The sequence below is a fragment of the Nocardiopsis ganjiahuensis DSM 45031 genome (genome assembly GCF_000341085.1).
Classification (GTDB): domain Bacteria; phylum Actinomycetota; class Actinomycetes; order Streptosporangiales; family Streptosporangiaceae; genus Nocardiopsis; species Nocardiopsis ganjiahuensis.
Map to the genome: position 1 here is coordinate 1 of NZ_ANBA01000038.1, position 12,527 is coordinate 12,527.

Here is a 12,527-nt window from a genome sequence, read left to right on the forward strand (position 1 = left end):
GAAGATCGGCATGCGGAACATCGTCATACCGGGCGCGCGCATGCACAGGCCGGTGGTGATGAAATTGACCGCACCCAGGATCGTGCCCAGACCGGAGACGACCAGGCCCAGGATCCACAGGTCGCCGCCCAGGCCCGGCGAGCGGACCGCGTCGGACAGCGGGGCGTAGGCGAACCAGCCGAAGCTGGCGGCGCCGCCCGGGGTCAGGAACCCGCTGATGGCGATCAGGCTGCCGAACAGGAACAGGTAGTAGCCGAACAGGTTGATCCTGGGGAAGGCCACATCGGGGGCGCCGATCTGCAGCGGCATGAGGATGTTCGAGAACCCGACGAACAGCGGGGTCGCGGACATCAGCAGCATGATCGTGCCGTGCATCGTGAACATCTGGTTGAACTGCTCGTTGGACAGGAACTGCATGCCCGGCGAGAACAGCTCGAGACGCATCAGGAGCGCCAGCACGCCGCCGAAGAGGAAGAAGGCGAAGGAGGTGATCAGGTACATGTACCCGATGACCTTGTGGTCGGTCGACGTCAGCCAACTGACGATGAGCGACCCTTTGCGTGACGGTGAATGACCGTCAGTGCGGGGTTCGGTTGCCGTCGTGGTCATCTACTCGTCATTCTCCTCGGACTCGGTCGCCTCGGCGCCCGTGCCCTCAGCGTCAGTGCCGTCGGCGCCCGTGCCCTCGGCGAGGTCGGTGTCGGGACCGGTGTCCTCGGCAGCCGCGGCGGCCTCCTCGGCGTCGGCCTCCTGCTCGGCGGCCCAGGCGTCGTACTCGTCCTGCGGCAGCACCTCGACGTTGAAGAGCATGCGGGTGTGGTCCACACCGCACAGCTCGGCGCAACGGCCGACGTAGTCACCCGCGGTGCCCTCGTTGAGGTTCGCCTGGAAGGCGTTGTCGCGGCCAGGGACGACGTCCATCTTGAAACCGAACGCCGGGATCCAGAACGAGTGGATGACGTCGGGCGAGTGGAGGTCGAAGTGGACGACGGCGCCCTCGGGGAGCGTGAGGGTCGTCTGGGTGTCGCGGTTGGCGGTGCCGTCCGGGTTGGGGATGCCGACCTCGGAGAACAGCACCTCTCCGCCGTTCTCCTTGGTGTCGTCCATGTAGTTGAACTGCCAGGCCCATTGGAAGGCCACGACCTCTACGTGGACGTCGGCGGGCTCTTCGGTGTCGAGCAGGTAGGCCTGGTCTCGCGCGGTGAAGAAGAAGAGCACCGAGATAACGACGATCGGCAGAACGGTGTACAGCGCTTCGATGGGCATGTTGTACCGCACCTGCGGCGGCAACTGCTCAGAGCGCTTGCGGTGGAAGAGGATTGTCCAGATGAACAGTCCCCACACGAGAATGCCGACCGCGAAAGCCGCCACCCACGAGCCCTGCCAGAGCGAGATAACACGCTCGGCCTGCTCGGTGATCGGCTCCGGCATGCCCAAACGAGTGAGATCGTTCGACGCGCAGCCGGTCGCGGCCAGCCCCAGCACGGCGAGCGCGGCGCCGCGTGGTGCCCATCGGCGCAGAGTTGAGCGCCGATTTTTTTGGCGGGTCGGACTCACGGATTGCCTTCCCAGCGGTGAAGCCCGTGGATTCTCCACGGGCGGCCTAAGTATCCAAAGCTTGTCAGGGGGAAACATTATCGCGAACCGCCCAGCGTGCCGTTCATGGGCTTGCCTGGTCAGCGTGTTGCCAGACTCGCCCTCCCGGAACGTGCGGTGGTCTCACGGAGCCGGGCCGGGTCGCCTGCGAGGGATGTCCTCCCGGCTGGCTACGAGGCGCGGCCCGGCGCTCCCCCGGGCCCTCGTCCACGACCGTGCGCATCGCCGCCTGCGGCGGTGGTGTGCGCGTTCGCGGCACGAGACTAAGGCGAGCGTATCGCTGGGTTTACGACACCCTTAACCGGGTGCGCCTTTTGGCGCGCGCCGGGTCAAGATTGGGCCACAGGACGACAACCAACGGGGGTGGGACGTGCCCGAACGACCGACTTCTCAGCAGCCGCTGGTCACCGTGGAGGCGGTGGGCCGCAAGTGCCCGATCCCGATCATCATGCTGGCCGCCCGACTGCACGAAGTGCCCATCGGAGCGGTCATCGCGGTCACCGCGGACGATCCCGCGGCAAGCGCGGACATACCGTCCTGGTGCCGGATGAAGATGCACGAGTTCGTCGTCGAGCGGCCGCTGGCCGTCGGTAGCGCATTTCACATCCGGAGGATGTACTGAGACGCAGCACATCCGGAGGATGTACCGAGACGCAGCACATCCGGAGGATGTACCGAGACGCGGCACGTCCGGAGGGCGCCTCGGCACCTCAGGGGCGAGGCCAGGTTTTCGGTTCCGTTGCGATAACGATTCGCGCCGCCCGGTTCTCCGGGAGTGGCGCGAGGGGTCCGCGCCCTTCTTCCGGATGCGCCGGGCAACGCGAAGGCCGCGCGGACACGGGGTCCGCGCGGCCTTCCCCGCGAGTGCGGGCCCGCCCCTGGAGGGGGGTGGGACCGCGAGTGCGGGCACTGATCAGCGAGCGTAGTACTCGACGACGAGCTGCTCGTCGAAGGGCACGGGGATCTGCTCACGCTTGGGGCGGTCGATGACCGCGATGCGCAGGTCCTTGTGGCTCACGGCCAGGTAACCGGCGATCTTGTCGTCGGCGTGGACACCCTCGGCGGCCTCGACGAACGGGACCATCGAACGGGACTTCTCCCGAACGCTGATGATCTGGCCCGGCTTGACCTGGTACGACGGGATGTCGACCTTCTTGCCGTCCACGGTGATGTGACCGTGGTTGATGAACTGGCGCGCGGCGTAGATCGAGGCGGCCAGACCGGCGCGCAGGACGACCGTGGCCAGGCGCAGCTCGAGCTCGCCGAGCATCTCCTCACCGGTACGGCCGGGACGCTTCTTGGCGTTCTCGTAGATCCTGACCAGCTGCTTCTCGGTCAGGTCGTAGTACCAGCGCACCTTCTGCTTCTCCGCCATACGAACGGCGTAGTCGCTGCTGTTGCGGCGGACGCGGCGACCGTGCTCGCCGGGCGGGTACGGACGCTTCTCGAAGTAGCTGACCGCCTTACGGGTCAGCGGGGTGCCGGCGCGCCGGGACAACCGCACCTTCGGTCCGGTGTAGCGCATGCAAAGTCCTTTCAGGGTGAATCAGGGAATCCCAGGTAAGGCTTGCCTAGATCTGGGAGGCGCTCACGGCGCCCGAGCCCCGGTGTCCCGCGGTGCGGGTCGGAAGCGGGTTCCCCACCGTCGCGCGTGACCCGGCGCTAACGGCTTGGGCGAAATGACCCGGCACGCGTTTCAACGCACCGGGTGGGCACGGGAAAAACCCGTGCGGGTCACGACCATCCACTTTACGGGCTTCGGGGCACCGCCCCGACCAGAAGACGCGTTTTTCCGGCCGGAGACGGCACGGGTCACACGAAGGGCGCGACCTCGGCGGCGACCTCGGCGCCGTAGGAGCGCTCCAGGCGCTCCAGCAGGGAGGCACCGGTCAGCGTGTACTCCTGCGGGCCGTCAGCCTCCAGGCAGTGCACGGCGGTGGCGTTGCCGACCTGGGCGGCGCGCTCCAGGGACAGGCCCCAGGAGTGGGCCGACAGGAAGCCGGCGCGGAAGGCGTCACCCATGCCGGTGGGGTCGACGAGCTCGTCGACGGCGGCGGAGGGCACGTGGATGCTCGGCTCGCCCCGGCGGTCGATGCGGGCGCCCTTGGCGCCGAGGGTGGTGACCCGGGTGCCGACCTTGGCCAGGATCTCGTCGTCGGACCAGCCGGTCTTCTGCTCGGCCAGGGCCTTCTCGTACTCGTTGCTGAACAGGAAGGCGGCGCCGTCGATGAGGGTGCGCACCTCCGGGCCCTCCATCCGGGCGAGCTGCTGGGAGGGGTCCGCGGCGAAGGGGATGGAGCGCGTACGGCACTCCTCGCTGTGGCGGACCATGGCGGCCGGGTCGTCGGCGCCGATGAGGACGAGGTCGAGGCCGCCCAGGCGGTCGGAGATCGGCTGGAGCTCGATGTTGCGGGCCTCGGCCATCGCACCCGTGTAGAAGGAGGCGATCTGGTTCTGGTCGCGGTCCGTGGTGCAGACGAACCGGGCGGTGTGGCGCAGCTCGGAGATGTGCACGGCCGAGGTGTCGACGCCGTGGCGGTCGAGCCAGGCGCGGTACTCCTCGAAGTCCGCTCCGGCGGCTCCGACCAGGACCGGGTTGAGGCCGAAGCCGCCCATGCCGAAGCAGATGTTGGCCGCGACGCCGCCGCGGCGCACGTCCAGCTCGTCGATGAGGAAGGAGAGGGACAACTGCTGGATCTGCTCGGGGATGATCTGCTCGGCGAACCGACCCTCGAAGGTCATCAGGTGGTCGGTGGCGATGGATCCGGCAACCGCGATACGCACGGGACGTGGGCTCCTTGATGGGGAAGTGGTTCGCTCGGAGACGAGCTGAGCGAGCTGTTCGGGCATGCCGAGGCCGTGCCCGTTCGGACCTGCCAAGGGTACCCAGAGCCGTGCACCGCTAGGCGTACGGGCACGGCGAAGGGGAGGGCGGACGCTCGTTCGCGTCCGTCCTCCCCCTGGCTGGTTCCCGGTCCTCCGGGCTCCTTCGGGCGGTCCTAGTTGAAGGAGTCACCGCAGGCGCAGGAACCGGTGGCGTTGGGGTTGTCGATGGTGAACCCCTGCTTCTCGATCGTGTCCACGAAGTCGATGCTCGCACCGATGAGGTAGGCGGCGCTGCGGCGGTCGGTGACGACCTCGACACCGTCGAAGTCGGCGACGACGTCGCCGTCGAGGTCGCGCTCGTCGAAGTAGAGCTGGTAACGCAGCCCCGAGCAACCACCGGGCTGGACGCCCACGCGCAGGCGCAGGTCGTCCCGGCCCTCCTGCTCAAGGAGCGCCCGAACCTTGTCGGCCGCACCGTCGGTGAGGATGACTCCCTGCGCGGTGGCTTCGCTCTGAACCGTCATGTTGTAAAGCTCCTCTTAAAAGGGGTTGCGGCCGTCTGGCGACCCCGGTCGCGTACCGGATCGGCCCCGCCTCGACGGGTCCTGTCCTCTTCAACGGGTCCCAACGCCGGGAGCCTGTGTGGCATTCCGCCGCGTGGCCGCTGTGTTCGCCCTGCCGCCTCGGTCACACGGTGCACGTGTGGCCTCGGCGACGCACGGGTGTGCTCTTGCGTCCAAGGGTAATTTGTCCCGGCCCCGGATGCCATCTTCGCAGGTCCCGCGGGACCGAACGCACACCCCGGGACCCGTGGTCACAGCCCGGGGGCCCCGTAGACCGGGAACCAGCGGGACCGGTCCTTCTCCATCGGCAGGTCGTCACCGATCGCCGCCTCGACCTGGAGTTCCAGCGCGTTGTCGCGCTGCTTCCCGCCCTTGGGCGCGAAGGGGTAGAAGGTGCCGCGCTTGTACAGGTAGACCAGGCCGACCGAACGGCCTGCGCTGTCGGTGAAACCCACCAGGGAGCACAGCAGGGAGGGGCCGTAGCCGTTGGCCTCGAGAGTGGAGTTGACCGCGTGCAGATCGGTGACGAGGCCGGTGATGTCGGTGTCGACCAGTTCACCGCCCTGGCTCCGCTCGTCCGGGCCCGCGCCCTCGGCGGCTCCGGCGCGCACGACCAGCCAGGTGTAGCCGTAGTCGTCGGTGGCCTGCTCGACCGGGGGGCCGTCCCCGGCGTTGAGCAGCGCGGTGACGTCGCGCTCGACGTCGGCGAAGGCGGCGCCCTCGGAGGCGCGGAAGGCCACCGAGCCCGAACCGGTGGGGACCAGGCCGATCCCGGCCCGCAGGGTGAGCGCCGCCGAGGGGAGGCCGAAGAGCGCGTCGAGGTCGGGTTTGACCGGTTTGGAGCGGCCCAGCAGCGCGCGCCAGAAACTCATCGTGGTGGGTTCCCCTCGTGGGTGGTTCGGTCAGGCTCCGCTGCCGAGCTGGCGGGAGATGTCGGAGAGCTGGGACAGGCGCTGCTCGACCGGCGGGTGGGTGGCGATCAGCTGGTTCATGCTGAAGCCCTTCTTCGCGAAGGCCGGGGCGAAGAAGAAGGCGTTGAACGGCTCGACCTGGCGCAGGTCCCGGGTGGGGATGCTGGCCATGTCGCCGGTGATCTTGGACAGGGCGCTGCCCAGCATCGAGGGGCGGCCGGTCAGGTAGGCGGCGGCACGGTCCGCGGCCAGTTCCCGGTAGCGGGACAGGGCGCGGGTGAGCAGGAAGCTCAGCACCCAGGCGACGGCGCTGACCACGACGACCAGGAGCGCGACGACCGCGGGGGCCGGGCCGTTGTTGTTGCTGCGGCCGCCGCTCGCACCGGCGAACATGGCGAACCGCAGTCCGGCCTGGGTGAGGAAGCCCGCGACGATGCCGAGGAACCCGGCGATGGTCATCACCATGACGTCGCGGTGGGCGATGTGCGAGAGCTCGTGGGCGACGACCGCCTCCAGCTCCGGGCCGTCCAGGCGGCGCATGAGCCCGGTGGTGACGCAGATGACCGCGGACTTCTCGCTGTGCCCGGTGGCGAAGGCGTTGGGGACGTCGGTGTCGGCGATGCCCACACGCGGCTTGGCCATGTCGGCCATGGCGCACAGGCGGTCGACCATGGCGTGCAGGTCCGGGGCCTGCTGGGGGGTGACCTCCTTGGCCCCCATGGCGAACATGGCGATCTTGTCGGAGGAGAAGTAGGAGAACGCCGCGAAGGCCGCGACGAGGACCAGGACCAGGACGATGTTGAGGCCCGCCAGTACCAGTCCCACCACGAAGGCGACGTAGACCAGGAACAGCAGGACCATGGTCATGACCATCCGGGCCGTCAGCCCCCGGTCCGGACGGAACTTCGAACCTGCCACGCCGATTCCTTCCCCTGCGGATGTTCGGAGTGTAGTTCGGACAGGTGAGAAACGGGTTAAAGCGGGTCACCGCGTGTTCCCGTACCCCGGTCTCCCGGACGCGCCGGCCCCGGCCGCGGGTCCGTCAGGACCGGTCCCGGACCCACATGGTCCCGGACGCACCGCGGCCGCCGTGACGTGGTCACGGCGGCCGCGCTGGAAAACGCGCACGCAGGCACCGAGCGTGGCTCAGACCGGGGGGACCGGACCGAGGGATCGGTCGGCCCGTGGGGCACGCCTGCCTCAAGGACTCACCCGGACGGTGGCGGGCCCGGCAGGGGCGCGGCCCCTATCCCGGGATGAGGCCGTCGTTCTGCAGCATCTCGCGCACCTCGTCCATGCTGGCGCCGGCGTGGGGGAGGATGAACTGCGAGGGCTCCAGGGAGTCGGGCGGCAGCGGCTTGCCATCCTCCCGCACCCTCTCCAGGAGGTCGTGCAGGGCCTGGCGGAACTTCGCCTCGTCACCCGACTCGATCGCCTCCTCCAGGGCGGCGTCGAAGTCGTTGAGCAGTTCCAGGTCAGCGTCGGTGAGGTCCACCTGGCCCTCACCCATGATGCGTACGATCACGAGCCCTCCCGGTTCCCGGCGCTGTTACCGCCCTCGATCTGCGGGGCGCTGCCGCCGTTGCCGCCGCCCAGCTCGAGCTTCATGCGCTCCAACTCGGCGTCGACGCCGGTCGTGCTCGCCATCTGGTCGAGCTCGTGCTGGATGTCGTCCTTGGGGCCGGAGCCCGTGACGTCGTCCAGCGCACCGGAGGCGAGGAGCTCGTCCACCGCGCCGGCCCGGGCCTGCATCTCGGCGGTCTTGTCCTCCGCGCGCTGCACGGCCATGCCGACGTCGCCCATCTCCTCGGAGATGCCGGAGAAGGCCTCACTGATCTGCGTCTGGGCCTGGGCGGCGGTGTAGGTCGCCTTGATGGTCTCCTTGCGCGTGCGGAAGGCGTCGACCTTCGCCTGGAGGCGCTGGGCGGCCATCGTGAGCTTCTGCTCTTCGCCCTGGAGGTTGGCGTGCTGCTCGCGCAGGCCCTCGATCTGGCCGGTGAGGCCGGAACGACGGGTGAGGGCCTCGCGGGCGAGGTCCTCACGGCCCTGGGTCAGGGCCGCCCGGCTCTGGTTCTCCAGTTTGCCGGACTGCTGCTCGAGCTGCTGGATCTGGAGCTCGACCCGCTTGCGGGAGGTCGCGACGTCGGCGACACCGCGACGGACCTTCTGCAGGAGTTCGAGCTGCTTCTGGTACGAGTAGTCGAGGGTTTCCCTGGGGTCCTCGACACCGTCCAAGGCCTTGTTGGCCTTGGACTTGAAAATCAATGAAAGTCGCTGAAACACGCTCATTGGCGTGGCCGTCCCCTTCTCGGTGCGTACATCGGCTGTTCCCAGCGGGCGCTTTGCCCAACCCTACGCGGTCTGGCCCGCGGTCGCCATAAAGCTATGACCGGCTACCCTGAGGGTGTGTTCCGACGTCGCTCCGCTTCCGCAGCCCCGGATTCGAACTCTGCCGAATCCGCCAGCCCTGAGGCCACTGAGGCCACCCAACCTAAGGGATATACCCCCAAGAAGGGTGTGCCCACCCCTAAGCGCAGGGAATCCGAAAGCACCCCGCGCCGACCGGTGAAGGCCCCTGAGACCCGTAAGGAGGCCTACCGCGCCTACCGGGACCGTCTCGAACGTCAACGCGGCACGAGCCCGCGTCGTTCCGGTACCCCCAAGGGCGACGACAAGTACTTCCGTCAGCAGGACCTCGGGAAGGCGCGCGCCTACGCCCGCGACTTCATCGACTCGCGCCGCAGCGCCAGTGAGTTCTTCCTGCCGTTCTCGATCCTGATCATCGTGCTGATGTTCATCAACAACCCGCTCTTCCAGGTGGGTGTGGTCTACGTGATGTGGCCGCTGATGATGGTCACGATCATCGCCGAGGGCATCCTGATCGGCCGTACGGTCAAGCGCCGCGCCGGCGAGTACTTCCCCGACGACCCCATGGTCAAGGGCATCGGCATGTACGCCGCGATGCGCCAGCTCCAGTTCCGGCGCCTGCGTCTGCCCAAGCCCCGGATCAAGGTCGGCGAGGACCCCACACCGAACAGCGCAAGCTGAACGGCCAGCCGTCCCACTTCCCCATCCCGTCCGTCGTGAGCAGGGCCGGTGCGTGCACCGGCCCTTCACTGTGCGCGCCCCGTAAACACCGCGTGCGCGCCCCGCAAACACCGCTGGGAGCGTTCCCAAAGATCCGGTGGGCGGACCACCGCACCTGTGGACCGGCCTACTAGAGTGCTCCTCATGGAATTTCGGCATCTTGGCAACAGCGGTCTGATCATCAGCGAGATCGCGTACGGGAACTGGATCACCCACGGCTCCCAGGTCGAGGAGGACACGGCGGTCTCCTGCGTCCGCACCGCACTCGACGCGGGCGTCACCACCTTCGACACCGCGGACGTCTACGCACAGGGCAGGGCCGAGGAGGTCCTGGGCCGCGCGCTGAAGGGCGAGCGCCGCGACGGGCTGGAGATCTTCTCCAAGGTCTACTGGCCCATGGGCGAGGGCAGGAACGACAAGGGCCTGTCCCGCAAGCACATCATGCGCGGCTGCGAGGACTCCCTGCGCCGCATCGGAACCGACTACCTGGACCTGTACCAGGCGCACCGGTTCGACTACACCACCCCGCTGGAAGAGACGATGCGGGCCTTCGAGGACCTGGTCCGCCAGGGCAAGGCCCTCTACATCGGCGTCTCCGAGTGGCGTGCCGAGGAGATCGAGCGGGCGCTCAAGATCGCCGACGAGATGGGCTTCGACCGGATCGTCTCCAGCCAGCCGCAGTACAACATGATCTGGCGAGTCATCGAGTCCGAGGTCGTCCCGCTCTCCGAGCGCGAGGGCATCGGCCAGATCGTCTGGTCCCCGATCGCGGGCGGCATCCTGACCGGCAAGTACAAGCCCGGCCAGGAGCTCCCCGCCGGTTCGCGCGCCAGCGACCCCAAGAGCGAGAAGTTCCTCGCCGACAAGGTCTCGGACCAGGCCCTGCTGGAGCGGGTGCAGCAGCTGGAGCCGCTGGCCGCCGAAGCCGGCCTGACCCTGTCGCAGCTGGCCGTGGCCTGGGTGCTGCAGAACCCCAACGTGTCGGCCGCGATCATCGGCGCCTCGCGCCCCGAGCAGGTCGAGAGCAACGTCAAGGCGTCGGGGGTCAAGCTGGACGCCGCGCTGATGACCCGCATCGACGAGGTCCTGGGCGACAGCGTCGAGCGCGACCCGGCGCTCACCAAGAGCCCGGAGAACATCCGCGGCTGACGTCCGCGCAGAGCGCGTGCGCACACGCGGGCGAGGGGCCCGGAGGCCGAGTGCGCCTCCGGGCCCCTCGCCCGTTCCGTGACCGGACGCGGTCAGGCCGGGGACGGCCGGCCCGGGAGACGGAAGCGCCGCGCCCGGGTACGGGCGCGGCGCTCGGGGAACCGGGTCTACTCGGCCGCGAGGGGCATCGTGTAGACCTCCCGGTCCTCCTCCAGCAGGGCGACGCTGCCCACGCCGCCCTCCGCGAGCTCGGCCCAGTTCTCGCCCAGCCAGCTCTCGGCGTCGCCACGCGACGTGAACGACTCGACCGGCAGCTCCTCCGCCTTCATCTGAGCGCCGTCCGCCTCGATGTACCGCCACGTCCACGCCATGTTCGACCGCCCTTCGTCGCCGGTTCCACGGTGGGTGCACCGCGATCCTGTGCCGAGCTTAACCAAGGCTTGGTCCACCATGCTGTTTACTTTTTTGGGTGCGTATCCGATTTCTGGGGACAGCGGGTCACACGGGCTGGCCGGCCCCACAGTGCACCTGCTCGTCCTGCAACAAGGCCCATGTGGATCGCCGTCTTCCGTTGAGGGTGACCGTCGACGACCGCTTCCGCCTGCGTGAGTCCGGGGCCGTCGGTCCGGTACCACCCGGCTACACGGTGACGCTCACCCCGGAGGGCGCCCTGGTCGAGGGCGCCGACGGCGGCCGTCTGCTGTACGCCCGCTCGGGTCCGGGCCCGCTGCCGGGGGGACCGCCCGCCGACGCCCGGCCCGCGGGGCCGGACGTCGGAGGACTCCTCCGCGCCCTCGCAACAGGTGGACATGGTCATCGTGGACGCCGCCCAGCGCCCGGAGATCATCGGGGAGCTGCGCCGCTCCGGGGTGATCGGGGTGACCACAGCCGTGGTCGCGGTCGGCGGCGACCACCGGGTCCGGTCCCCGCAGGAGTTCGCCCGGCGGGCCCGCCTGTGGGGCGCCCTGGCCCCGGGGGACGGCAGCGTCATGTCGTGCCCGCCCGCGGTGTGGCCGGAGTCCCGGCCGCGCGGACCGCACCGGACCCTGGTCACCGGTGGGGCGCGTTCGGGCAAGTCCACCGAGGCCGAGCTGCGCCTGATGGCCGAGCCCCACGTGGTCTACGCGGCCACAGGACCCCTCGTGGACGCCGAGGCGGACCCGGAGTGGGCCGAGCGGGTCGCCCACCACGTGCGGCGCCGACCGTGGTGGTGGCGGACCGAGCAGACCACCGACCTCGCGCTGCTGCTCAAGAGGACGCGGGGCGCGGTCCTGGTCGACTGCCTGGGGACCTGGCTGACCTCGGTCATGGACGAGTGCGGCCTGTGGGAGGAGAAGCCGCCCCAGGACGCCGAGGAGCGGGTGGAGGCGGCCGTGCACGAGTTGCTGGAGGCCTGGCGCTCGACCCAGGCCTACGTCGTGGCGGTCACCAACGAGGTGGGTTCGGGCGTGGTTCCGCCGACCCGTTCGGGCAGGCTCTTCCGCGACCACCTCGGGCTGCTGAACCAGTGGGTGGGCGCCGAGTCCGAGGACGTGGTGCTGGCCACCGCCGGGCGCGTGCTGGAACTCCAGTGAGCCGCTCCGACGCCGCGGCCGGCGCCCGGATGGCCGTGGGCACCTTCACGGTCTGGCCGGTGCGGGTGGAGCGGGTGGACCGCGCCGCGGCCGGCTGGGCGATGTGCTGGGCCCCCGCTCTGGGCGCGCTGCTGGGGGCGGTCACCGGGGCGGTCGCGGTGGCCGGTGTGTGGTGGGGCTGGTCGGCCCCGCTGGCCGCGCTGCTGTCGGTGGGGCTGGGCGCGCTGCTCACCCGGGGGCTGCACCTGGACGGTCTGGCCGACCTCGCCGACGGTCTGGGCAGCGGCCGCCCCGCCGAGGGTGCGCTGGAGGTCATGCGGCGCTCCGACATCGGTCCGTTCGGGGTCCTCACCCTGCTGGTGGCGGTGGGGGCGCAGGCGCTGGCCCTGGCCCAGCTCCTGGAGGCCTCCTACTGGGCCGCCCTGGCCGGTGCCGTGACGGCGGGCGCCTGCGGGCGCCTGGCGGTGACCCTGGCGTGCACGCCGCGTGTGCCCTCGGCCCGCCCGGAGGGCCTGGGCGCGTTCGTGGCGGGAACGGTGCGCCCCCTGCCCGCGGCGGTGTGCGCGGCCGGGGTGCTGGCGCTGTGCGCGCTCGGACTCGCCCGCTCCCCCGGGTTCGCCGCGGCCTGTGCGCTCGCAGCGGTGGCCGGGCTGCTGGCGGCCGGCCTCCTGCTGCGCCGCGCGGTGCGGCGGCTGGGCGGTCTGACCGGGGACGTCCTGGGCGCCCTGGTGGAGACGGCCGGGACCACGGTGCTGCTGGTGACCGCGGCGGCGGTCACGTGGGCGTGAGGCTGCGCGCCGGCGCGGCGGCCCGTGCGGGTG

14 protein-coding genes and 1 pseudogene are annotated in these 12,527 nt (G+C 69.9%); 5 read left to right on the forward strand and 10 right to left on the reverse strand.

Translation table 11 applies throughout. The annotated features are described in order from the left end of the window. Together D458_RS0132235 and ctaC are read right to left on the reverse strand one after the other, a co-directional pair. Positions 1-609, reverse strand: a 609-nt coding sequence (locus D458_RS0132235; RefSeq protein WP_017590846.1) for a cytochrome c oxidase subunit I, incomplete at its 3' end; no start/stop codon positions are given. Then, on the reverse strand, positions 610-1,596 hold the full coding sequence (ctaC, locus tag D458_RS0132240) for an aa3-type cytochrome oxidase subunit II (protein WP_449406598.1): 987 nt from the start codon (positions 1,594-1,596) through the stop codon (positions 610-612). 370 nt (positions 1,597-1,966) lie between these two features. Here ctaC and D458_RS0132245 point away from each other — a divergent pair, with 370 nt between their 5' ends. Further along, complete coding sequence (locus D458_RS0132245; protein WP_017590848.1) at positions 1,967-2,218, forward strand: sulfurtransferase TusA family protein; 252 nt, start codon at positions 1,967-1,969, stop codon at positions 2,216-2,218. 291 nt (positions 2,219-2,509) lie between these two features. On the opposite strand, the gene rpsD is transcribed toward D458_RS0132245, so the two are convergent. From rpsD to D458_RS0132280, 7 genes are all read right to left on the reverse strand, one after another. Continuing rightward, on the reverse strand, positions 2,510-3,121 hold the full coding sequence (rpsD, locus tag D458_RS0132250) for a 30S ribosomal protein S4 (protein WP_017590849.1): 612 nt from the start codon (positions 3,119-3,121) through the stop codon (positions 2,510-2,512). A gap of 287 nt (positions 3,122-3,408) precedes the next feature. Then, positions 3,409-4,380 carry a carbohydrate kinase family protein gene (locus D458_RS0132255; RefSeq protein ID WP_017590850.1) on the reverse strand — a complete coding sequence of 324 codons (972 nt, stop codon included), beginning with the start codon at positions 4,378-4,380 and terminating at the stop codon, positions 3,409-3,411. A 215-nt stretch (positions 4,381-4,595) separates the two neighbouring features. After that, complete coding sequence (locus D458_RS0132260) at positions 4,596-4,946, reverse strand: HesB/IscA family protein (RefSeq protein ID WP_017590851.1); 351 nt, start codon at positions 4,944-4,946, stop codon at positions 4,596-4,598. 290 nt (positions 4,947-5,236) lie between these two features. Then, a complete protein-coding gene (gene pspAB / locus D458_RS0132265) occupies positions 5,237-5,857 on the reverse strand; it encodes a PspA-associated protein PspAB (protein ID WP_017590852.1) in 621 nt (206 codons plus the stop codon). 30 nt (positions 5,858-5,887) lie between these two features. Further along, on the reverse strand, positions 5,888-6,814 hold the full coding sequence (gene htpX / locus D458_RS0132270; RefSeq protein ID WP_017590853.1) for a zinc metalloprotease HtpX: 927 nt from the start codon (positions 6,812-6,814) through the stop codon (positions 5,888-5,890). Between the two features lie 328 nt (positions 6,815-7,142). After that, entirely contained in the window at positions 7,143-7,421 is a 279-nt protein-coding gene (pspAA, locus tag D458_RS0132275) for a PspA-associated protein PspAA (RefSeq protein ID WP_017590854.1), read from the reverse strand. Then, the gene (locus D458_RS0132280) at positions 7,418-8,185 is read right to left on the reverse strand and encodes a PspA/IM30 family protein (RefSeq protein WP_083936496.1); all 768 of its coding nucleotides are present in this window, start codon (positions 8,183-8,185) and stop codon (positions 7,418-7,420) included. Before D458_RS0132280 ends, pspAA begins: the two co-directional genes overlap by 4 nt. Positions 8,186-8,281: 96 nt before the next feature. Here D458_RS0132280 and D458_RS0132285 point away from each other — a divergent pair, with 96 nt between their 5' ends. Both D458_RS0132285 and D458_RS0132290 read left to right on the forward strand, forming a co-directional pair. Further along, the gene (locus tag D458_RS0132285; RefSeq protein WP_026119896.1) at positions 8,282-8,944 is read left to right on the forward strand and encodes a DUF3043 domain-containing protein; all 663 of its coding nucleotides are present in this window, start codon (positions 8,282-8,284) and stop codon (positions 8,942-8,944) included. Positions 8,945-9,127: 183 nt separating this feature from the next. Further along, entirely contained in the window at positions 9,128-10,132 is a 1,005-nt protein-coding gene (locus D458_RS0132290; protein ID WP_026119897.1) for an aldo/keto reductase family protein, read from the forward strand. Positions 10,133-10,299: 167 nt separating this feature from the next. Here the strand turns inward: D458_RS0132290 and D458_RS0132295 are convergent, their stop codons facing one another. Further along, positions 10,300-10,503, reverse strand: a complete 204-nt coding sequence (locus D458_RS0132295; RefSeq protein WP_017590858.1) for a hypothetical protein — start codon at positions 10,501-10,503, stop codon at positions 10,300-10,302. Positions 10,504-10,709: 206 nt separating this feature from the next. Here D458_RS0132295 and D458_RS34685 point away from each other — a divergent pair. Together D458_RS34685 and D458_RS0132305 are read left to right on the forward strand one after the other, a co-directional pair. After that, a pseudogene (locus D458_RS34685) lies at positions 10,710-11,706 on the forward strand (bifunctional adenosylcobinamide kinase/adenosylcobinamide-phosphate guanylyltransferase). Further along, positions 11,703-12,494, forward strand: a complete 792-nt coding sequence (locus D458_RS0132305) for an adenosylcobinamide-GDP ribazoletransferase (protein WP_017590860.1) — start codon at positions 11,703-11,705, stop codon at positions 12,492-12,494. The pseudogene D458_RS34685 and the gene D458_RS0132305 overlap by 4 nt, the downstream one beginning before the upstream one ends. Positions 12,495-12,527 lie beyond the last annotated feature (33 nt).

Excerpts from the sequence above, each read along its gene's own strand:
- rpsD (WP_017590849.1), bottom strand. The coding sequence starts at position 3,121 with ATGCGCTACACCGGACCGAAGGTGCGGTTGTCCCGGCGCGCCGGCACC.
- D458_RS0132260 (WP_017590851.1), bottom strand. The coding sequence starts at position 4,946 with ATGACGGTTCAGAGCGAAGCCACCGCGCAGGGAGTCATCCTCACCGAC.
- pspAB (WP_017590852.1), bottom strand. The coding sequence starts at position 5,857 with ATGAGTTTCTGGCGCGCGCTGCTGGGCCGCTCCAAACCGGTCAAACCC.
- D458_RS0132280 (WP_083936496.1), bottom strand. The coding sequence starts at position 8,185 with ATGAGCGTGTTTCAGCGACTTTCATTGATTTTCAAGTCCAAGGCCAAC.
- D458_RS0132285 (WP_026119896.1), top strand. The coding sequence starts at position 8,282 with ATGACCGGCTACCCTGAGGGTGTGTTCCGACGTCGCTCCGCTTCCGCA.
- D458_RS0132295 (WP_017590858.1), bottom strand. The coding sequence starts at position 10,503 with ATGGCGTGGACGTGGCGGTACATCGAGGCGGACGGCGCTCAGATGAAG.
- D458_RS0132290 (WP_026119897.1), top strand. The coding sequence starts at position 9,128 with ATGGAATTTCGGCATCTTGGCAACAGCGGTCTGATCATCAGCGAGATC.